A 21,377-nucleotide genomic window follows, 5' to 3' on the forward strand; every position below is an offset into this window, starting at 1 on the left:
TACAGTGCGCTCTTTAACTTAGCGCTGGCTGGAGACGTTGAATGCGCCGACTGTTTATCAAAGCTTATCTTGGTATCTGTTTGATTATGGCGTTAGGGATTGCAGCGATCTTAACGATCGTTGTGGTCCCGCAGTTTGCGGACTTTAGCCGTATCGAGTTTCGCCAAGAGAGTGCGTTTGAGTATCAAGTGGTGCGTCCAAAGCTGGCAGCGGCGCCCGTTGATGAGTGGCCAGAACTATTGGCAGCGTATCACAGTTACTTTGAGTTAAGCGCTGAGTTAATAAAGACGTCGGAGCTCCCTGAAGAGAGTGAGCCGTTTACGATTGAAGAGACGATCACAGGTTTCTTTATGGCAACGGACGACGAAGATTTCTATACCTATTACCCCAGTCCACAGGAGGGACAACTCATTCGCTTTAAAGAAGGGGAGAGCGAGTGGGTTGATCCCTCCGACCTTGAGGGGCCGTTATTGTTTTTGCTTATCGGGCCATTAGTGGTGGTTTTGTTGACCATGTTCTTGGGCATCGCTTATCTGCTGTATCGGCTAAACAAACCCTTGAGCGCATTGGAAGTGGCCCTATCTGAGTTCACCGGGTTGCAGCAAACGCAGTTGCCGCAAGAGGCGATGAAGGCATTGCCCAATATCAGTGAGGCATTTCACTCGATGGCGGAACAGATCCAACGGCTCGTGTCTGAGCAGCAAGTGATGATTGCAGCGATCCCCCATGAATTGCGCACGCCAGTGGCACGTATCCGTTTTGCGCTTGATCTATTGGCAGCAAAAGCAGATGAGCCATCTTTGCAAGTGGGGCTAGGGCGGCTAGATCAATATGTGCAGCAGCTAGAGGATATTACGGAGGCGGTGCTAGCGTTTAGTCGCATCGAAAGGGATGAGCTGTACCTTGAACCTGTGGATCTCAATGGCTTGCTGACACATTTGTGCCGGAGTTATGACAATGCCAACCAAATCAACCTTGAACTCCCCGCCGAGCCTGTCGTTTTGATGGCAGATAAAGCCCTGCTGACGTTAGCGCTGGGCAATCTTGTGGGTAACGCACATCACTATACAAAAGCTGATGTAAAGATCACGTTATGCAGGAGTGCCGATAGCGTTGCGGTGACCATTGAGAACCCATGTGATGCAATTCCAGCAGAGGTGATCGCGCAGCTGTTTACGCCATTTTATCGAGCGGATAAAAGCCGTAGTCGCAACTCCGGTGGGCTGGGTATCGGCCTTGCGCTGGCGAAGCGTGTGATTGACACACTTGGCGGCTCAATCGTAGCCGAGCAACCTAGCCCTGATAGGTTTTCTGTGCGCGTGGTAATTAAAGTTTAGGCGGCCGTGAAAGCCAGTTTAAGCAAACGGTTCCTCCCTATTACGAATGTGTACCTTTATCGCTTCATTTCTTTTGTTTGAATGGGATATGATCTTGGCCAAACTATGAAGAAGGAGCTTTATCTGTGCGTTTCCTACAAAGCCTGATTATATTGTGCTTACTAAGCCGAACCGCCGTTGCGTTAGATGCCCCAGCAAATCTTATACCCACCGGCTTAACTCCGGGGGATGAGTTTTTTGTTGTCTTTACAACAAGCACGACAGATTACTTTTGTGGTGGGCCGCTAGGTGGAGTTGAAGTGCCCGTTTCCGCAATTGAAAACCACGCAACAAGTGCCGCCGCTGCAGGCAGCCTGACGAGCAGTATTAACGGCTGGCAAGCTTTGTATATTCACGAAAGCAGCAGCGCGTTAGGCGTGATCACAGATACGGTTGCAGCGTCTGGCAGCGCATTTAACAACAATATCGTGGCCCCAATCTACAACACGCAACGAAACCTTGTTGCCAATAACCGTTCAGATCTCTTCTCGGGAGGTGCAGTCCCTTTAGCTAACCCCATGCTATATGACGAGAATGGTAATGTGCTTTTATCAAGCCAATTTGCATTCACAGGCTTTGATGCTTTCGGGCAGCGAGTAGTAGGCTTTACGCTAGGCTTCGCGGGTACAGGGTGTGCGGTTGGGGATCTGGGCGAAATCGATCAAAATTGGGCAAATACAGGCAACTCAAATCTCGCTCGTCATCTTTATGTCCTTTCGCCGCTTCTCACCGTGCCTAGCCCAGCGGCAGCAGCCATACCGACAGTGCCCTTTGGCTTCCTTGTTGGCGGAGGCATAGTTATAGCCGGCATTGCGCGCCGTAAGCTGAAAGACTCTGCTTGATCCACAAATAAAGCGGGGCTTGCTGATAAAACTCCGCGTTGCTTTTCTGTCCATAAACCTTTTCAGCAATCATGATTCGGTTTTAAGCGTATTTGCTATCACAATTTTTTAGTTTTCAAGGAGCGATGATGAAGTATTTTCTTAGCGTGTTGCTGGCTCTGTGCTGTGGTTTCTCAAGCGTCTCTTTAGCATATGAGGTTGGCTTTAAACGCGTGGAGGTAGCGTCAGCGGGCGGTGCTGAGCGCTTCGACATGATGGTGTTTTATCCTACTCAGGCGGATGCAAAGCATGTGGAGTTTGGACCTTTTCATCTAAATTTGGCTATAGGTGCTCCGATAGCAGAAGGGCGTTTTCCCTTGGCGGTTTTTTCCCATGGTTCCGGTGCTAGCCCCTTGTCCTATAACCATATCGCTGTTGGGTTAGCGAGTCGCGGTTTTATCGTGGCAATGCCGTTACATCCTGGGAATAACTTTCGTGACAATACGCGAGCAGGTTCTGTACAAAACTATACTGAGCGCCCCAAGCATATCTCTTCGGCTATCGATTCTTTGCTCGCGCTAGCGCCAGTACATAACCATATTCAATCCGATAAGATCGCGGTGCTAGGGCACTCGGTGGGCGGCTACACGGCGCTGGCGGTTGCCGGAGGTCTTGCCTCTACCAATACACTGCTTGAGCAGTGCCTTACGAATGCGCTAACCGACTCGTATTGCCTTGCAGCTCGTGCTGGTGGCTTGAAAGAGGTTTCTATTCAGCACCCTAAAGACTCACGGGTAAAAGCACTGGCTCTAATGGCCCCCGTCGGCGTGCTATTTGCAGCCGACAGAGCGTTAGCGGTGGTCGATATACCGGTTTTTATGCTTAGTGCTGAGTTTGATCAAGCACTCACAACGCGTTACAACGCTGCCGTAATTGCCAACGGTTTCTCCGATGCAACCCTGCTGACTCATGAGGTTATAGTTAACGCGGGCCACTTCTCTTTTTTAACAACGTTCCCTGATGCGTTAGAGGTGGAACTCGGCCCTGTTGCAAAAGATCCAGACGGGTTCGATCGCGCTGAGTTTGAACAGGTACTGGTAGCCAAGCTCGCGCAGTGGCTCGATTCTGTTTTGTAGTTAGGGCCATATTCGAGAAGGAATATAGTTTGAGCTTTGGTCGCATAACGTTCTTTGCGGCCAATTTGCTTTATAATGTCCGCGCCAGTTTGATGTCCAGACTCTTTCCAATAACGCAGTAAGGTATGATTTTTTGATGGGAAATAAAAAATCCGTTCTTTTTGTCTGTCTCGGCAATATTTGCCGCTCTCCTAGTGCGCATGGTGTATTTGAAGATATGGTCGCGCAAGCGGGCCTTGCAGGTATGGTTAGCGTAGATTCGGCGGGGACAGCGGCTTACCATATTGGCAAGTCTCCTGATCAGCGCTCAAGTGCCGCTGCCGCAAACCGCGGGTATGATCTATCTTCGTTGCGTGCGCGTCAGGTTAGTGCGAGTGACTTTGAGGCATTTGATTATATCTTGGCGATGGACAATGAAAATTTGGCAAATTTACAAGCCATTGCTCCGCAGGATTATGATGGCCACCTAGGGTTATTGCTTGATTTTGCGCAGTGCGTTGAATCAGAGGTGCCGGATCCTTACTACGGTGGTGAAGCGGGCTTCGAGCACGTGCTAGACCTTGTTGAGAATGCGTCGATGGGGTTGTTGGTAGATATTCAGAAAAAGCTGATGGCATGAACGTTTTAGCAGATCATTCTCTGCAACAGCTCAATACGTTGGGGTTCCCCTCTGTTGCTCAGTACTTTATTCAGATTGATTCGGAGGCCGACCTTCTTGAGGCAGTAGCCTTTGCCAAGGCCGAGAATCTCAAGATCCACGTGCTGAGTGGTGGCTCTAACATCCTTATAGCGCCCCGTATCGAAGGGATTGTGTTGTTCATCAACATCCGCGGGATTGAGCTGCACAATGACGCGCTTGTCACTGTCAATGCGGGCGAAAATTGGCACGACTTTGTAGGCTGGAGCATTGATCAGGGGTTGTCGGGTATTGAATCAATGGCGCTGATACCCGGTAAGGTGGGCGCTGCGCCAGTGCAGAATATCGGTGCGTATGGCACTGAGCTGTGTGATGTGGCGGTTAGTGTAAGAGCGTTCGACCTTCAACATGAGTGCTTTGTTCGCTTCGATAATTTGGCGTGCGAGTTCGCTTATCGTGATAGTTTGTTTAAGCACACCCCAGGGCGTTACGTCATTACCCAAGTTACACTCCAACTCGCGCGAGAGTCGATATCGGTATGTCGTTACAAGGCACTAAGCGATGCGTTGGCGCAGCAAGGAGTTTTGTCACCTTCGCCTAAGCAGGTTTTCGAGACGGTTATCGCTTTGCGCCAACAGAAACTGCCAGACCCTGCGGTGTTGGGTAATGCTGGGAGCTTTTTCAAGAACCCAGTCGTTTCGCAGGCCCATTATGAAACTTTGCATAAGCAGTACCCCAAGATTGTGGCGTTTCCATCGGGAAATGGTATGAAACTAGCGGCAGGTTGGTTGATCGATCAGGCCGGTTGGAAGGGCTACCAAGAGGGTTGCGTTGGTGTTCACCAACAGCAAGCACTGGTGCTAACTCACACTGGCGGTGGCGAGATCGATATGTTGCTGCAGCTTGCCGAGCGCATTCGAGAATCGATCTCTAAGACCTATGGCGTATCCCTCGAGATCGAGCCGCAACGCTTTCCACTTTAATCATGCTTTCCATTCGGTGAAGAACCGAATATAGTCCTATGCGTTGGCAAACACGCCCATGAAGCCTTTAAATAACAATAATATAGTGAGGTTGTCGGATGCGACCTCTTGGCCCTTGGAGTTGGACTCGTGAGAAATCTCAAAATTAAGCAGAAGATCCTTCTGCTGACTGCTGTTCCGTTGATCCTTACCGTTATCGCACTGATGCTTGTTTCGATTTATCAACTTCGCTCTCTTGGTGAGCAAGAAGTGAATCAGATTCGAACCACCATGATGGCGTCAAAGCGCGAATCTCTGCTCAACTATATCGAGATTACCGAAAGCTCGATTCGTCCTATTCTGACATCTGAGTTGGATGTTGAAGAGATGAAGCGCGAAGTGTACACCGCAGTGCGTGCGATCTCTTATGGTGATGAAGATGGTTACATTTTCGGACTGAACTACGATGGGGTGATGACAATTCACGCCGCTAAGCCAGAGCTTGAAGGGCGCAACGTCATTGAGCTAAAAGATGTAAACGGTACGCCGCTTATTGCAGATCTGATCAAAGCGGGGCGTAACGGTGGTGGTTATGTCGAGTATCTTTGGGATAAACCGTCACGGGGTACAGAGGCGCCGAAACTGAGTTATGCCGTTGATATTAAGCCGTTAGGTTGGGTGCTAGGAACTGGCTTTTATATCGATGATATCGATGATGCTGTTGCGTTAAAACAAGCTGAGGTTGATGCAAAAATACAAGCAACAGTGGTCATATCGTCGGGCGTCGGTGTGGTGATCTTAATCGTGATTGTCTTAATTAACTTATGGTTCTCGAACCGAGCGCTGGTAAAACCAATTCTTGAATTGTCTGAAAGCGCACGCCAGATGAGTTTGGGTAAGCTGAACACCAATATCTCTGTCGATTCAAAAGATGAGATTGGTGAGCTGGCAGACGCGATTGGCCGTATGCAAAAGAGCTTGAAAGTGATTTTCAAAAAGCTCAAGCAGGGGTAGTTACACGTGATGATGAAAAAGGGACCGCTAGGTCCCTTTTTTGTATGAGTCGTGTTGCCTGCTCTGATCTACATAGCAATAAAAAAGCCTCCTAATGGAGGCTTTTTTCGTTAGTAGAAGAAGGCAGTTTTAGCCGATCTGCTGTTTGATAAACTCAACGATACCCTCAGCGGCTACGTCTTGCTTCTCATCATCACTGCGGCCTTTGTATTCAAAGGTTTCAGCTTTGATGCCGCGGTCAGAGATAACCAAACGATGCGGGATACCGATCAGTTCCATATCTGCAAATTTAACGCCTGGGCGCTCTTTACGGTCGTCTAGCAGAACCTCGACACCGGCTGCTTGCAGCTGCGCATAAAGATCGTCTGCCACACGGCGAACATCTTCAGACTTATCGTAGTTCAGCGTAACCAGTACCACTTGGAATGGCGCTAACGCTTTTGGCCAGATGATGCCGTTCTCGTCGTGGTTTTGCTCAATAGCAGCAGCGACCACACGTGTCACACCAATGCCGTAACAGCCCATCTCAACAGCTGTTGCCTTGCCGTTCTCATCTAGAACGGTCGCGTTCATCGCTTCGGAGTACTTAGTGCCCAACTGGAACACGTGGCCCACTTCGATACCGCGCTTAATTTGCAGTGTGCCTTGGCCACATGGGCTTGGATCACCCTCAACAACGTTGCGAATATCTGCAACTTCAGGTGTTGCGACATCGCGTTCCCAGTTGATGTTGAAGTAGTGCTTACCGTCGATATTGGCACCTGCACCGAAGTCAGACATCACCGCAACGCTGCGGTCGATGATGCACGGAATTGTCAGGTTCACAGGACCAAGGGAGCCCGGACCTGCGTTGATCACCGAGCGAATCTCCTCTTCAGTCGCGAAGGTAAGCGGTGCTGCAACCAGTGGCTGCTTCTCAGCTTTGATCTCGTTAAGCTCGTGGTCGCCACGCACCAATAGCGCAACGAAATCAACTTCGGCGTCTTCTGCAGCTTTAACGATGAGTGTTTTGACCGTCTTCTCAATAGGCAGCTCAAACTGCGTTACCAATTGCTCGATCGTTTTTGCATCAGGCGTGTCGACAAGGGTCATCTCAGCGCTAGCGGCAGCACGTTCGGCTGCGGGTGCTAATGCTTCTGCCATCTCCACGTTGGCTGCGTAATCACTGCCATTAGAGAAGGCGATATCATCTTCACCGGAGTCAGCGAGCACGTGGAACTCGTGCGAGCCTGTACCGCCAATCGAACCGTTATCTGCGATCACTGGGCGGAAATCCAGACCAAGGCGCGTGAAGATGTTGTTGTATGCTTGATACATCACGTCGTAGGTCTGGCACAGTGAATCACGATCGATATGGAAGGAGTAAGCATCCTTCATGATGAACTCACGGGAGCGCATCACACCAAAGCGTGGACGAATCTCATCGCGGAATTTGGTTTGAATCTGGTAGAAATTCGCAGGTAGCTCTTTGTAGCTACGCAGTTCACGACGGACTAGGTCGGTGATGACCTCTTCGTGTGTTGGACCAACACAGAATGGACGGCCGTGGCGATCTTTAAGGCGCAGTAGCTCAGGGCCATATTGTTCCCAGCGGCCTGACTCTTCCCAGAGCTCAGATGGCTGAATCGCTGGCATTAGAACTTCTTGGGAGCCTGCGTTGTCCATCTCTTCGCGGACGATGCGCTCAACTTTACGCAGCGTACGCAAACCCATGGGCAGCCACGAGTATAAACCAGAGGCTTCTTTACGAATCATGCCGGCACGCAGCATCAACTGATGACTGACGACTTCCGCGTCAGATGGGGTCTCTTTTAAAGTAGCAATAAGAAATTGGCTTGCACGCATGGCAATAGGAACCCTTTTAGTATCCAATCGGTTAATCGGACTATTCTATGGGGATGTGCCTTCGCTGCCAAGGGGCAGGCATGTTTGTGTCGACGGATTGGTAATGTCACCGGCAAGAAATTGCTATAATCGGAAGGGAACTTTGGAATATGATTTGTTATCAAGTATTTAGCGGTCTCTCGGTCGGCTGAGGTGATATACTCAGGCGGTTTCCGACAAGATCATAGATCCATTTTTTGTGCGATGAGCCCACAACTTTATGCAGAAATTTTTACTCCCCCTCGTGCTGCTCCTGATGACACCGTTTGTACAGGCAGCCATTAAGTTTACGATCAAAGATGAGCAGGGGAACACGAACTGGCAGTACGTAGCAAACTGGAGCAGCGGGATTCTGATCATCCTGCTTACCATTATCGCCATCTGGCTGTTTCTCACTAAGCGCCGCGAAAAGAAGACTAACCACGAACTCAATGTGATTCGTAAAGAGCTTGAGCAGCGTGTCAAAGACCGCACCGCGACGCTCGATGAATCCAACCGCTTGTTGCAAGAGAGTAACCAGCTTCTTGCCCAAGAGGTGGAGCAGCACGTCAATACGACCAGCCGTTTGCGGGTTTCGGAGTCCTATATCAAGGATATCCTTACCAGTATGCCGTTAATGCTGATCAGCTTAGATAAAGAGGGGCGCGTTACGCAGTGGAACCGTCGTGTAGCAGAAGCCTCTGGGATTAGTGCGGATGATGCGCTTGGGCGGAATCTGTGGGAGGTCTACCCTTCGGCGACAATCCAGCCAGAAACGGTTCAACAGGCGATCCGCGAAAACCGCACCATCCACCTTAAGCAAAGTTTGCGCAGCGTGTCTCACTTTGACATTACGATCTATCCGTTACGGGATGCTGACCATCCGGGCGTCGTGATACTGGTGGATGACGTGAGTAAGCAGATTACCGCTGAGAACATGCTTATCCATAACGATAAGATGTCGTTTATGGGGGAGCTGGCCTCAACCATGGCGCATGATATCAACGCGCCGCTGCAAGCGATTTTGCTGGACCTAAAGAGTTTTCAGGGCATTTTGTCCCAGCATGACTTCATTAAAGATGAGGCCGATAAAGAGAAAGTTGCCAAGTTGGAGGCGTTGCTGGCAGATATGTCTGAAAAGGGCACGCAGGTCTCTACGATTACCAACAACTTAGTGGCGTTCGCACGTAGCCAGCATCAGGGCAAACAACAGGCCAATGTCATCGATGTAATGGAGAGTGCCGTTGGCGTTGCGAACGATGTGATCAGCAGTGACTCATTCACGTTTCGCGACCTTAAGATCGAGCGTGATTTCGAGGAGAGCTTACCGGTATTGCCTTGCTATATCACAGAACTTCAGCAAGTGCTGTTAAGCCTTTTCAGACACGCGATGCGCTCTATCTCGGCTCGTGCTGCGCAGGCTAGCGATCCTTACGAGCCAAAATTAAAGCTGATGTTGTCTGAGTGTTATGACAGCCTGTGGATCCGGGTGCAGCACAATGGTATAGGGCTGACGCACGAAGAGCAGATGCACCTGTTTGAGCCGTTCTTCAGCCAAGATGGCGAGTCAGAAGATCATGATGCGGGTGGGCGGTTATCCTTCTCTCACTACATTATTACCGAGCAGCACCGCGGCAATATGGCTGTTACCTCTGATGTCGAAATTGGTTCGACCTTCCATATACAGTTACCCCTAGCGGACTAACGACCTCCAGCTATTGGCAGCGTAAGTTGCCAATAGCGTTCAATATTTCTCGCTAACCGTTTTGTAACCTGCTGCCTTCAGTGTTGGAGGTAGTTATGACGTTAGCTTTTTCGATGTGGATTTTTGCTTTAACCGGTGCGGTTTCGCCAGGGCCCGTTAATATCATCGCGACAACGACAGGGTCTCAGTTTGGTGTCATGCGGGCTTTACCGTTTGTACTTGGCGCGACGGTGGCTTACGTGCTGGTTGTGGTGACGGTGGGCCTGAGTATGGCTATAGCCACTCATGTGTTGCCAGCCATTGAACCTCTGCTCACGTTACTGGGCAGTGCTTATCTACTTTATATCGCTTATCGAATCGCTGTTTCTGCGCCGTTTGGAGAGAGCAGCGATGCGCGCTTGTTGGTGAATCCCGCCAGCTTTATGGATGGCTTTCTCACCCAAGTACTTAACCCTAAGGCGTGGTTGGTGGCGATGTCGGGTATCGGGCTCTTCGTTACGGGCGTTGAAAGTGCCATCTCGCCGCTGCTGTTATTCAGCATTATCTCCTTTATCGCGTGCTTTACCGGTGTGGGCACTTGGGCGTGCGCTGGGCACCTATTAAGGCCATGGGTTAGCGGGCCTGTGTCGGGGCGTATCTTTAATAGCGTGATGGCACTATTATTGGTGACGTGTGTGCTTTGGATATGGATCGGGTAGATGGAAGAGCAAAATCTATTTCAGCGCAGCCGTGCGTTGTCGCAGGTTGAGATGCGCAAAGCTCAGCATTCGGGAGCATGTTACGCGGAGCACGCCCACGACGAATTCTCGTTTGGGTTGATTGATCAAGGGCGAGCGCGTTATCTCAATCATCGTAATTATTATGATGTTGGGCAGGGCACCTTAGTGACGATTAATCCGGGCGATACGCACGCATGTAACCCCGAAGCGGGTGTTTGGTCGTATCGTATGCTGTTTGTTAACACCCATTGGGTTGCAGAACTACAAGCAGAGGTGGGCGGCAGCAAATTGTTTGACTATCAGCCGTTTGAGGCCGCTTTTTGTACTCAATCGCCTCTTATTGAGCAACGCTTCAACCGTCTCTACGACTACTTGCAGCACCAAGACGAAGGTGGTCTTGCAGAGACTGCTCTGATCAGTTTCTTAGCGCCGCTGTTTGCCAATACACAACATCAAGAGCCTACGTTGAGCCAAGGTATCGTTAGGGCGCATACGTTGTTGCTTGATCGTCTAGGCGAGAATATCCCACTGGAGGAGCTCGCCAACGAAGCGGGTTTAAACCGCTACACGTTATTGCGTCAATTTAAGCAAGCGTATGGTCAAGCGCCACATGTGTACCAAATTGATCAGCGTATTCGCCGAGCAAAGCGTTTGCTACGCGAGGGTGAGTCGCTTGCCGATACTGCCGCAACGCTCGGCTTTGCCGATCAAAGCCACTTTCAGCGCCACTTCAAACGGCGTGTAGCCATCACACCGCGTCAGTATCAGCAAGCCTGCTGATTAGCTATCTTCTGGCTCGTAACCAAGGTTAGGTGCAAGCCAGCGCTCGGCTACCTGTTTCTCCATGCCGGTACGTTTGGCATAGCTCTCTACCTGATCTTCACTGATCTTAGCAACGCCAAAGTACTGAGCCTCTGGGTGTGAGAAATACCAGCCGCTGACGGCTGCTGTTGGCAACATGGCATATGCATCCGTTAGCGTAATTCCAGCGGTATTGTCGACATCAAGCAGTTCCCAAAGCAGCCCTTTTTCAGTGTGGTCTGGGCACGCTGGGTAACCCGGTGCAGGGCGAATGCCTTGGTATTTCTCTTTAATCAAGGCTTCGTTATCGAGCGCTTCTTCTGGGTTGTAGCCCCAAACGTCGGTGCGCACAACTTTGTGTAGATACTCAGCAAACGCTTCGGCAAGACGGTCTGCCAGGGCTTTAACCATAATGCTGTTGTAGTCGTCGTGATCACGCTCATAGGCTTCAACCAGCGCGTCGATACCAATGCCTGCCGTGACTGCGAAGGCGCCGTAATAATCGGCTTTGCCGCTCGACTTTGGCGCGATAAAGTCAGTTAGGCACAGGTTGGCTTTACCCGCGACTTTCTCCGTTTGTTGGCGCAAATGGTGCAGCGTTGTGAGTACCTCCGTGCGGCTCTCATCGGTATATAGCTCGATATCATCATCGTTTACGCTGTTCGCCGGGAACAAACTGTACACGGCTCGTGCTTGCAGCGATCTATTTTCAATCAGTTGATCAAGCATCGTTGTCGCGTCTTTAAATAGTTTGGTGGCCTCTTCACCGATAATTTCATCGGTTAGGATGCGCGGATAACGGCCTGCTAGCTCCCACGAGTGGAAGAAAGGCGACCAATCGATGTAATCACGCAACACATTGAGGTCTAGATCTTCGATAACCTGTACACCGAGCTGTTTGGGTACCGGCGGGGTGTAGTTATCCCAGTCGATCACATGCTTATTTGCGCGTGCGTTATCCAAAGAGACGCGGCGCTTATCGTTTTGGCGTGCCAGATGACGCTCACGGGCGGCTTGATAGTCAGCTTGGATCTCTGCGACATAATCCGCCTTACGGCTGTCAGACAAGAGCGCAGATGCAACGCCCACTGCGCGTGATGCATTGGTGACATGAACCACTTGATCGCGCTTGAAAGCGGGCTCAATCTTTACTGCGGTATGTGCTTTCGATGTTGTTGCGCCACCGATCATCAGCGGGATATCAAAGCCTTGGCGTTCCATCTCTTTCGCAACGTGAACCATCTCATCGAGTGATGGTGTGATCAGCCCTGACAGACCGATCAGGTCTGCATTTTCCTCACGCGCTGTTTTGAGAATAGTTTCAGCAGGCACCATAACGCCTAAGTCAATGATCTCGAAGTTGTTACACTGCAGCACGACGCCAACGATATTCTTGCCGATGTCGTGCACATCGCCTTTAACCGTCGCCATGATCACTTTGCCAGCAGAGGAGGAGGCGTTCGCGTCCTTTTCATCTTCGATAAACGGCATGAGATAGGCCACCGCTTTTTTCATAACGCGGGCAGATTTCACCACCTGTGGCAGGAACATCTTACCTGAACCAAACAGGTCGCCGACGATTCCCATACCATCCATCAGCGGTCCTTCGATCACTTGGATGGGGCGCTCATAGTTTTGGCGGCACTCTTCTACGTCGTCGTCGATGAACTCAGTAATGCCTTTAACCAGCGCGTGGGCAAGACGTTTGTTGACATCCCAACCACGCCATTCCGCCGCTTGCGGGTCTTCTTCAACCGCGCCGTTGCCGCGATACTTCTCTGCAACATCCAGCAAGCGTTCGGTGGCATCGTCGCGGCGGTTTAGGATGACATCCTCCACCAACTCACGCAGCTCTTCTGGCAGATCATCGTAAATTGCCAGTTGGCCTGCATTGACGATACCCATATCCATACCTTGCTTGATTGCATGGTAAAGGAAGACGCAGTGGATCGCTTCGCGCACCGGGTTGTTGCCACGGAATGAGAAAGAAACGTTGGATACGCCCCCCGAAATCTTTGCATAAGGGAGGTTTTGTTTGATCCAGCCGGTGGCTTCGATAAAGTCAACCGCATAGTTGTTGTGCTCTTCTATACCGGTGGCGACTGCGAAGATGTTTGGATCGAAGATGATGTCTTCTGGCGGGAAACCCACCTCGTCGACTAGAACGCGGTAGGACTTTTCGCAGATTTCGATCTTACGCTCGCGGGTGTCAGCTTGGCCGACCTCATCAAAAGCCATCACGATCACGGCAGCACCGTAGCGCTTGATCAGCTTAGCTTGCTCGATGAACTTCTCTTTACCCTCTTTGAGAGAGATAGAGTTCACCACGCCTTTGCCTTGGATGCACTTCAGGCCCGCTTCGAGGACCTCCCATTTTGAGGAGTCGATCATGATCGGCACGCGCGAGATGTCAGGCTCGGATGCGATTAGGTTGAGGAAGCGAACCATCGCCGCTTCCGCATCAAGCATCCCTTCATCCATGTTGACATCGATAATCTGTGCGCCGTTCTCAACCTGTTGGCGCGCAACATCGAGTGCTGTCTCGTAGTCACCTTCTTTAATAAGGCGTTTGAACATCGCTGAGCCGGTCACATTGGTACGCTCACCCACGTTCACAAATAACGTGTCTGCGCCGATGTTCATCGGTTCAAGGCCAGCTAATCGCGCCTCTACTGGCAGATCTGGCAGTTGGCGCGGTGCGTGCTGCTCAACGGCTTCACGGATTGTTTTGATATGGTCCGGTGTTGTACCGCAGCAACCACCGACGACATTGAGGAATCCAGATGCTGCCCACTCGCCGATCTCTACCGCCATCTCTTCGGGCGTCTCATCGTACTCGCCAAAAGCGTTCGGCAGACCAGCGTTAGGGTGTGCAGAAACATGGCATTGTGCCACGCGTGATAGCTCTTCAACGTATTGGCGCAGCTCTTTAGGGCCAAGCGCACAGTTCAGACCAACCGCCACCGGGTTGGCATGACGAATCGAGTTCCAAAACGCTTCGGTCGTTTGCCCAGAGAGAGTTCGGCCGGAGGCATCGGTGATCGTGCCAGAGATAATCACCGGTAGTTTGATGTTGTTATCATCAAAAAATTTCTCAACCGCATAGATCGCAGCTTTCGCGTTCAGTGTGTCGAAAACTGTTTCGATCAAAATGATATCTGAGCCACCCTCAACCAGCCCTTGCGTTGATTCGTAGTAAGCCTCGACCAGTTGATCGAAGGTGATGTTACGAAAACCCGGATCGTTTACATCGGGCGAGATGGAACAGGTACGGTTTGTGGGGCCAAGCACGCCTGCCACATAGCGTGGGCGCTCTGGGGTTTGTGCAGTGAACTCATCACAGACTTCACGGGCAAGCTTTGCCGCTGCAACATTGATATCTAGGCTGACCGATTCCATATCGTAATCTGCCATCGCGACCTGTGTTGCGTTGAAGGTGTTGGTCTCGATGATATCTGCGCCCGCAGCGAGGTACTCGCGATGAATATCCTTGATGATGTTGGGCTGGGTCAGCACCAATAGGTCGTTGTTGCCTTTTACATCGCAGTGCCAATCAGCGAAACGCTCACCTCGATAGTCGGCCTCTTCAAGCTTATACGCCTGAATCATCGTGCCCATACCTCCATCTAAGATGACGATACGCTCTTTAAGGGTTGCGATAAGTTGATCTCTGATTGCCGCTGCCATTTTTGTTATCCAAAACCGTTATAAAACAGCGGGTATGATAAACCAATTTGGAATTAATTTACCTGAGCAAGCTTCATTTATAAGTGAAGTAGATTCATAGGTTCAGGTGCACTTTCGAGCTTTAAGGGGAGAAAAAAGCACAAAGCGGCCTGATATGTTCGCTGATTTGTATCAAAAATTAGCGTTGTGAGAGGAGCAAAAAGCCAACATTGTCGACAATGTTGCGATTTATTCGCCTTATGTCTTAGTTTAAACGCCCATTTTATTGCGTACAGTAGACACATCGAATCAAGTCGAGTGTCAACAATAACAATAAAGCTCGCATTATCGTTGTCCCGAAAAATTAATCTACAAGCAGAAGGGCCCACGCAATGTCGTACCAGGCAGAATATTCAAAATCGATCGAAACGCCAGAGCAGTTCTGGGGAGAGAAAGCGCAAGCGGTTGAGTGGTTTCAACAGCCAGAAACTATTTTGAGCCAAGACGAAAATGGCATCTACCGCTGGTTTGCCGACGGTGAGCTGAATACCGCTTATCTAGCGTTGGATTACCACGTTGAGAATGGCCGTGCGGATCAAGATGCACTGATCTATGACTCACCCGTAACCGATACAAAGCGTCGTTACACTTACCGCGAACTGCGTGATGAGGTTGCAAAATTTGCAGGCGTTTTAAAAGCACAAGGCGTTGAAAAGGGCGATCGCGTTGTTGTTTATATGCCGATGATCCCAGAAGCTGTAATCGCGATGCTAGCGGTAGCACGCTTGGGTGCTATCCACTCGGTTGTGTTTGGTGGCTTTGCGCCGCATGAGCTGGCGGTACGTATTGATGATGCGGAGCCAAAAGTTGTGGTGACGGCGTCTTGTGGTATCGAGATTGCAAAAGTCATTCCGTACAAGCCGATGCTAGATGAGGCAATTACGAAGTCAGCGCACCAGCCTGATAGCTGCATTGTGTTCCAGCGCCCTGAAGTGGAAGCTGAGATGGTTGCAGGTCGTGATATCGACTGGCAAGAAGCGATGGCAACAGCAGAGCCTGCTGACTGCGTGCCGGTGAAAGGCACTGATCCTCTTTATATCCTCTATACCTCGGGTACGACGGGCAAACCAAAGGGTGTTGTACGTGATAACGGCGGTCATGCCGTCGCGTTGAAATACAGCATGAAATCAATCTACAACATTGAACCGGGCGAAGTGTTCTGGGCCGCTTCCGATGTGGGTTGGGTTGTGGGCCACTCCTATATCGTTTACGGGCCGCTATTGGCAGGCTGTACAACCGTTGTGTACGAAGGTAAGCCGATCAAAACACCAGATGCTGGCGCCTTCTGGCGTGTATGTGAAGAGTACAAAGTTAAGGCGCTATTTGCTGCGCCAACGGCATTCCGTGCAATCCGTAAAGAAGATCCAGACTCTGAGTACCTCAAGCCCTATGATCTCTCAGGTCTAGAGACGATCTTCATGGCCGGTGAGCGTCTTGATCCGCCAACGTATCACTGGACAAAAGATACCCTCGGCAAGCCAGTGGTTGACCATTGGTGGCAAACAGAAACAGGCTGGGCAATCTGCGGCAACTTGACGGGTGTTGAGATGAAGGAACCAAAAGCGGGTTCTTCAACGCTGCCTATCCCAGGCTTCAATGTGCAGATTCTCGACAGCGCTGGTCAAGAGTTGCCAAATGGGGAGCAGGGTAGCATTGCCATTAAACTACCGTTGCCACCGAGCTGCCTACCTACAGTATGGGGTGATTTCGAGCGTTTCCGTACGGGTTACTTGTCTGAGTATCCAGGTTACTACTCAACAGGCGATGGCGGTTACAAAGACGAAGACGGCTACGTGTTTATTATGGGCCGTACGGATGATGTGATTAATGTCGCTGGCCACCGTCTCTCAACCGGTGAGATGGAGGAGATCGTCGCAGGGCACCCAGCGGTGGCTGAGTGCTGTGTTATCGGTGTCAACGATCCACTGAAAGGCCAGCAACCAGTTGGTATGGTCTTGATCAAAAACGGTGTTGATGTTGATGAGGACGAACTGGAAGCTGAGCTGGTGGGCATGGTTCGTAAAGAGATTGGCGCGGTTGCGTGCTTCAAGAAGGCGATTGTTGTACAGCGCCTACCGAAGACGCGTTCGGGCAAGATTCTGCGCAAGTTGCTGCGTCAGATTGCAGATGGAAGCGAGTACTCGATCCCATCGACAATCGATGATCCAGCTAGCTTGCCGGAAATCGAGGAGATTATGGATCGCCACGGTTTAGTGACGAGCTAAAAGTCCTCACCTATTTTGACCCTTAGTAGTTTAGGCAGCCAATTTGGCTGCCTTTTTTATGGACGTCATACAGCGCAGTTGCTGCGCGTTTTTAATACAAGGCAAGCACGACGTGGCGAAGCGTGCATTTACTCAAAGCACGCTATTAGATTTGTTAATGTATAAACGGTTGTTTGGCGATGCTGAATCTGCTTTGATGGAACGATGCGCAGCTCATCTGTGCATGCTAGGGAAAGCTGTACTGGCAGGATGCTAACGTTTCTTTCGCACCTCTGTGTCCGCTTTCTCGATCTCGACAAAAAATATAAAAAAGAGGTTATATCGTGAAGAATACGAGAGGTTTCAAGCAGTTATCGGCTGTACTTGCCTGTTCATCTATGTCACTTGTGATGGTGGGGTGTGGTTCGAGTAACGACAACTCAGCAGCCGTTCCAGCGCCAACAAATATCGGCCCAGTGGCTAAAACGTACTACGACGGTAGTGGTGATGGTTTGCTCGGTGGTTTTGGCCTCAGCGGTTTGCAAACGCCGCCAGCCAGTTTCTATACCGACCCAAATAACCCAGCTAAGACGGAACTGCGCAGCCAAGCGATCAGTGCGAACTACCGAGCCCTAGTTGACTCATCAGATGCAGGGGGCTTTGGTCGCCTTTATGGGCCGATGGATAATACTGTTTATCCCGGTCACGAATATCTCGCGTTTGTTGGGGAGGGCATCAACCGCTCCACTGTGATGGTGCAGATACCTGATAACTTCAATCCCAACAAGGCCTGTATTGTGGCGGCGCCATCGTCTGGCTCGCGAGGGGTTTATGGCGCGATTGGGACCTCGGGGGCATGGGCGGTTGAGCATGGCTGTGCCGCCGCCTATACCGATGCAAACAAAGGCACCGGCGCCGTGGATCTGACTCAAGGCATCGGCTATGGCTTGCAACTGAACCCTATCGCTATAGCTAGTGCTCAAGAGGAGCTCTCGTTCCAAGTACCCACACAAGAAGCGCTCGCTAAGCCCAGTGCCGAGTATGGTGGCGTCACACCGCCAAGCGCGGCTGAGCTGGCTGATTATGTGGCGAACAACCCGCATCGCTATGCATACAAGCATGCGCACTCGCAAAAGAATATTGAAAAGGATTGGGGTAAAGAGACGCTGGAGGCGATCCGCTTTGCCTTTGCCCAACTCAATGAGCAGTACCCCGATGCTAAGCTCAACAGCGATAACACCTTAGTGATCGCAGCGAGTGTATCGAACGGCGGCGGTGCCTCGTTGCGTGCGGCTGAGCAAGATGCTCACGGCTTAATTGATGCGGTTGTCGTGAGCGAACCTAATATCAACCCACAACAAGCATCAGCACCCTTCTCGATTGTCATGGGCAATCGAGCGCCGGTGAGCGAGCACTCCAAAGCGGCCTATGAGTACTTTGCTTTAGCTGAGCTGTATGCGCCTTGTGCCGCGTTAGCGCCCGACAACACCGGTGCACTATTCGCTCTTACGTCTATAGCGCCACAGCGCTGTGATGCTTTGGTCAGTGCAGGGATGATTCCGGCTTCCTCTGACTATGCAACGCTGGGCACATATGCCAAAGATGCGTTGAATAGTGCGGGTTTCCTTCCAGAATCCGATAAGTTGCTGGTGGGCTATGCGGGCATTAATCTGTTCCAATCGTTATTGGCGACATATGGCCCCGCTTACACCCGCAGTTCGGTGGTCGACAACCTATGTAACATCAGTATGTCGGCGGTTGATGGCGTGACGCCAACGGCTAACACCTCAGCAGCGACACTCGCAGCAACGAGTAACGGTATCCCGCGTACCGCGAATATTTTCCTCATCAAAAATGACTCGCCAGATGGGCCGCAACTGCAGATTGCAACGCGCTCAACCAATGGCCTTTTCGACTACAACTTCGAAGGTGCGCAATGCTGGTATGACCTTTATAGCAACTCAGACAACCCACTGCATGGCCGTTTAATGCAGGGTATTGATGAAGTACGCGGCACCGGTGATCTGCGTGGGTTGCCTACCATTATTGTTCATGGCCGTGCGGATGCGCTGATTCCGGTCAACCACTCTTCGCGTCCCTACTATGCACTTAACCAGCAAGTTGAAGGCGATAAAAGTCAGTTACGCTACTATGAGGTCACCAACTCGCAACACTTGGACGTGCTTAACCAGCTATATGCAACAGCGGGTATGAACTATGTGCCCATCGACTATTACTTCAAGCAGGCGATGGACCTGATGTGGTCTCATCTAACAACAGGAGCCGAGCTGCCACATAGTCAGGTTGTTGCTGCAACGGCACCGAATGGTAGCTTGGCACAAACTGATTTGCCGCCTATCGGTGATGCGAGCGCTCAGCCAATCAGTTACACCGGCGGTGTGTTGACCATACCCGAATAAATTCATTGCTTTAGCTTTGGGTTTAGTCTGAGGCTAAGACATTTAGAGGTTATCTCTCCGGTTCACCGACTCGCTTAGTAACGCGTAAAGCCTTCGGGCCGCTGGACCGGTTTTCTCCCCTTTAGGTAAAGTCAGGTGTAGCGGCACTTGATATTTGTTGGCCCCCTCAACAAGCAACCGGTGAAACGCATCGTTCGCGTAGCGTGCCAACATGTGCTCAGGGAAGCGACAATAGCCGACGCCAGAGATGACCGCATCCCATGCATGATCGAAGGTATCAACAGTGATCCGCTGGCTTGACTTTAGCCAACCGACATCATGCGTCTCACATGCGCCTAAATCGGTGACAACAATCTGCTGTAGGGCGGCAAGCTCGCTCAACGTGACTGATTCGTATTCGGCTATGGGGTGGTGAGCAGATACGATAGGTACCATCGAAACTGATCCGAAAGCCTCTGCTCCTGCATTTGTAACGGGGATATTGATAATAGAAAGATCGGTAAGCTCCGCCTTAACCATCTGCTCCGTTTTGGACAGTGATGTCTCGATCACTCGCACTGACGTCACGCTATTTTCAGCGATAAAGGTTGCAAGTGGTGCGTACAGCCAAGACCGGTCACACAGGTGGTCGATACCTACGATGATTTCCGCTTCTACGTTCTCCGCCAACAGCGCGCTGCTATTTTCAAGTGCGTGCGCTTGCTCCAACATTGACCGGGAGCGGCGCAGCAGTGCCTTACCGGCGGTTGTTAGTACGGACTTTCGTCCTTTGACTTCCAGAAGCGTGAGCCCGAGCTGCTCCTCAAGTTTGCGAACTGTGTATAGCAGAGTTGTGTGGCTTTTATTGAGGGATTTAGCAGCGGCTTGAATACTGCCCGCTGCCTCCACTTCGGAAAGTGTAAGCCATTGATCAAGGGTTGTTTTTAATCTCATATGTCTAATTTATCAACATTTACTGTCCGAATTATGAACTTTTATGTTTATAAATTGAAATTATCATAGATGTAAAGGTTGGGTAAGCGCAAAGTTGCTCAACAAAATACAAACATCAACGACCTTTCAAGAGGGCATTATGAAAAAGTTACTACAAGTTGATTTTGACTATCCAGAAGCTGCGTCTGCTGACCCAGATGCAATGTTCGAGCTCGCGCAATCGATTAACCACGAACCAGGGATGATCTGGAAGATCTGGACAGAGAACCGAGCAGACAATTTAGGTGGTGGTATTTACTTATTTGCTGACGAGTCTTCGGCCCAAGCGTATCTTATAATGCATACTGCGCGGTTGAAAAAGCTCGGAGTAGAAGAGGTACGTGGCATCATTTTTGATGTCAACGTACCGCTTACAGACATCAACCACGGCCCTATTCATGAGGAGTAAATTGTATGTTGTCGAATAAAGCGTTTTTGACGGTTCACGGCGTAATTTATATGATTTTTGCGCTCGCGCTATTTTTCCTGCCGAGTGTGTTCTGGCCTGTTTATGGTGTAGAGATAAACGATAAATATGCGTTGTTTTTATCCCAGCACACCAGCATTTTTTTAGGCGGTATTGGGGCAATAACATATCTTTTACGGGATATTGAGCCGGGTAAAACAGCCAAGCGCTTACTTGCGGGTGTGCTCATTACTAATCTGCTTGGTGTCGCTATCACCTTGTACGCTGCGCTAATAGGTATCTTTGTGGGCTTTGGCTGGAGTGACCCCATCTTTTTCGCACTGCTATCAGTGATAGGTTATTTACAGTTTTCGAAGCAATAATACGGCAATAAGCTGAGAGTGCCGCTCTCAGCTTACTTTGTAAGGTATCGTGGGGCCACAGGGTTGTTGTTAAGCTAAGTGAGAATCCGGTCTAAACGAGGTTGTTGGCTGCGTACAAGCCACTGCACTGCATGGCTTAGATAGTGAAATCACATTATAACGTCTGTGATTTTTGTCGAGTTGAAGAGGTGTCTGCCATTCGAGTTTGCGAGGCTGCAGTGGCATAGCCTTG

The 21,377-nt window shown here is 50.5% G+C and carries 16 protein-coding genes; 13 read left to right on the forward strand and 3 right to left on the reverse strand.

Going from position 1 to position 21,377, the window contains the following annotated elements; translation table 11 throughout:
- The first annotated feature begins 41 nt into the window (after positions 1–41).
- The 6 genes from E4L36_RS14535 (at position 42) to E4L36_RS14560 (ending at position 5,946) form a co-directional block, all read left to right on the forward strand.
- Positions 42–1,337, forward strand: a complete 1,296-nt coding sequence (locus E4L36_RS14535; RefSeq protein WP_136681198.1) for a HAMP domain-containing sensor histidine kinase — start codon at positions 42–44, stop codon at positions 1,335–1,337.
- A gap of 125 nt (positions 1,338–1,462) precedes the next feature.
- Complete coding sequence (locus E4L36_RS14540; protein WP_136681199.1) at positions 1,463–2,218, forward strand: hypothetical protein; 756 nt, start codon at positions 1,463–1,465, stop codon at positions 2,216–2,218.
- A 128-nt stretch (positions 2,219–2,346) separates the two neighbouring features.
- Positions 2,347–3,333 carry an alpha/beta fold hydrolase gene (locus E4L36_RS14545; RefSeq protein ID WP_169051553.1) on the forward strand — a complete coding sequence of 329 codons (987 nt, stop codon included), beginning with the start codon at positions 2,347–2,349 and terminating at the stop codon, positions 3,331–3,333.
- 136 nt (positions 3,334–3,469) lie between these two features.
- Positions 3,470–3,952 carry a low molecular weight protein-tyrosine-phosphatase gene (locus E4L36_RS14550; protein WP_136681201.1) on the forward strand — a complete coding sequence of 161 codons (483 nt, stop codon included), beginning with the start codon at positions 3,470–3,472 and terminating at the stop codon, positions 3,950–3,952.
- Positions 3,949–4,953 carry a UDP-N-acetylmuramate dehydrogenase gene (gene murB / locus E4L36_RS14555; protein ID WP_136681202.1) on the forward strand — a complete coding sequence of 335 codons (1,005 nt, stop codon included), beginning with the start codon at positions 3,949–3,951 and terminating at the stop codon, positions 4,951–4,953. Before E4L36_RS14550 ends, murB begins: the two co-directional genes overlap by 4 nt.
- Positions 4,954–5,082: 129 nt before the next feature.
- Positions 5,083–5,946, forward strand: coding sequence for a cache domain-containing protein (locus E4L36_RS14560; protein ID WP_136681203.1), 864 nt, complete (start codon positions 5,083–5,085; stop codon positions 5,944–5,946).
- 129 nt (positions 5,947–6,075) lie between these two features.
- Here E4L36_RS14560 and E4L36_RS14565 read toward each other — a convergent pair whose 3' ends face one another.
- Positions 6,076–7,791, reverse strand: a complete 1,716-nt coding sequence (locus E4L36_RS14565) for a proline--tRNA ligase (protein WP_136681204.1) — start codon at positions 7,789–7,791, stop codon at positions 6,076–6,078.
- 259 nt (positions 7,792–8,050) lie between these two features.
- On the opposite strand from E4L36_RS14565, the gene E4L36_RS14570 reads away from it, so the two are divergent.
- From E4L36_RS14570 to E4L36_RS14580, 3 genes are all read left to right on the forward strand, one after another.
- A complete protein-coding gene (locus E4L36_RS14570) occupies positions 8,051–9,514 on the forward strand; it encodes an ATP-binding protein (protein WP_136681205.1) in 1,464 nt (487 codons plus the stop codon).
- A gap of 95 nt (positions 9,515–9,609) precedes the next feature.
- A complete protein-coding gene (locus E4L36_RS14575; RefSeq protein WP_136681206.1) occupies positions 9,610–10,212 on the forward strand; it encodes a LysE family translocator in 603 nt (200 codons plus the stop codon).
- Positions 10,213–11,013, forward strand: a complete 801-nt coding sequence (locus tag E4L36_RS14580) for an AraC family transcriptional regulator (RefSeq protein ID WP_136681207.1) — start codon at positions 10,213–10,215, stop codon at positions 11,011–11,013.
- Here E4L36_RS14580 and metH read toward each other — a convergent pair whose 3' ends face one another.
- A complete protein-coding gene (gene metH / locus E4L36_RS14585; protein WP_136681208.1) occupies positions 11,014–14,721 on the reverse strand; it encodes a methionine synthase in 3,708 nt (1,235 codons plus the stop codon). It abuts the gene before it with no gap.
- A 371-nt stretch (positions 14,722–15,092) separates the two neighbouring features.
- Here metH and E4L36_RS14590 point away from each other — a divergent pair, with 371 nt between their 5' ends.
- Both E4L36_RS14590 and E4L36_RS14595 read left to right on the forward strand, forming a co-directional pair.
- On the forward strand, positions 15,093–16,985 hold the full coding sequence (locus tag E4L36_RS14590; RefSeq protein ID WP_136681209.1) for a propionyl-CoA synthetase: 1,893 nt from the start codon (positions 15,093–15,095) through the stop codon (positions 16,983–16,985).
- 323 nt (positions 16,986–17,308) lie between these two features.
- Positions 17,309–19,384, forward strand: coding sequence for a 3-hydroxybutyrate oligomer hydrolase family protein (locus E4L36_RS14595; protein ID WP_136681210.1), 2,076 nt, complete (start codon positions 17,309–17,311; stop codon positions 19,382–19,384).
- Positions 19,385–19,426: 42 nt separating this feature from the next.
- Here the strand turns inward: E4L36_RS14595 and E4L36_RS14600 are convergent, their stop codons facing one another.
- Positions 19,427–20,317 (reverse strand): LysR family transcriptional regulator, encoded by an 891-nt coding sequence (locus E4L36_RS14600; protein WP_136681211.1) that lies wholly within the window; start codon positions 20,315–20,317, stop codon positions 19,427–19,429.
- 139 nt (positions 20,318–20,456) lie between these two features.
- On the opposite strand from E4L36_RS14600, the gene E4L36_RS14605 reads away from it, so the two are divergent.
- Positions 20,457–20,765, forward strand: a complete 309-nt coding sequence (locus E4L36_RS14605; protein WP_136681212.1) for a monooxygenase — start codon at positions 20,457–20,459, stop codon at positions 20,763–20,765.
- A gap of 5 nt (positions 20,766–20,770) precedes the next feature.
- Positions 20,771–21,145: a hypothetical protein gene (locus E4L36_RS14610; protein WP_206064574.1), complete on the forward strand. Its 375-nt coding sequence runs from the start codon at positions 20,771–20,773 to the stop codon at positions 21,143–21,145.
- Positions 21,146–21,377: the final 232 nt, after the last annotated feature.

Source organism: Neptunomonas sp. XY-337 (genome assembly GCF_004959845.1).
Taxonomy (GTDB): domain Bacteria; phylum Pseudomonadota; class Gammaproteobacteria; order Pseudomonadales; family Balneatricaceae; genus Neptunomonas; species Neptunomonas marina.

Coding starts and splice junctions, on each gene's coding strand:
- metH (WP_136681208.1), bottom strand. CDS start 14,721: ATGGCAGCGGCAATCAGAGATCAACTTATCGCAACCCTTAAAGAGCGT.
- murB (WP_136681202.1), top strand. CDS start 3,949: ATGAACGTTTTAGCAGATCATTCTCTGCAACAGCTCAATACGTTGGGG.
- E4L36_RS14580 (WP_136681207.1), top strand. CDS start 10,213: ATGGAAGAGCAAAATCTATTTCAGCGCAGCCGTGCGTTGTCGCAGGTT.
- E4L36_RS14605 (WP_136681212.1), top strand. CDS start 20,457: ATGAAAAAGTTACTACAAGTTGATTTTGACTATCCAGAAGCTGCGTCT.
- E4L36_RS14590 (WP_136681209.1), top strand. CDS start 15,093: ATGTCGTACCAGGCAGAATATTCAAAATCGATCGAAACGCCAGAGCAG.
- E4L36_RS14545 (WP_169051553.1), top strand. CDS start 2,347: ATGAAGTATTTTCTTAGCGTGTTGCTGGCTCTGTGCTGTGGTTTCTCA.
- E4L36_RS14550 (WP_136681201.1), top strand. CDS start 3,470: ATGGGAAATAAAAAATCCGTTCTTTTTGTCTGTCTCGGCAATATTTGC.
- E4L36_RS14610 (WP_206064574.1), top strand. CDS start 20,771: ATGTTGTCGAATAAAGCGTTTTTGACGGTTCACGGCGTAATTTATATG.
- E4L36_RS14600 (WP_136681211.1), bottom strand. CDS start 20,317: ATGAGATTAAAAACAACCCTTGATCAATGGCTTACACTTTCCGAAGTG.
- E4L36_RS14535 (WP_136681198.1), top strand. CDS start 42: ATGCGCCGACTGTTTATCAAAGCTTATCTTGGTATCTGTTTGATTATG.
- E4L36_RS14570 (WP_136681205.1), top strand. CDS start 8,051: ATGCAGAAATTTTTACTCCCCCTCGTGCTGCTCCTGATGACACCGTTT.
- E4L36_RS14575 (WP_136681206.1), top strand. CDS start 9,610: ATGACGTTAGCTTTTTCGATGTGGATTTTTGCTTTAACCGGTGCGGTT.
- E4L36_RS14565 (WP_136681204.1), bottom strand. CDS start 7,791: ATGCGTGCAAGCCAATTTCTTATTGCTACTTTAAAAGAGACCCCATCT.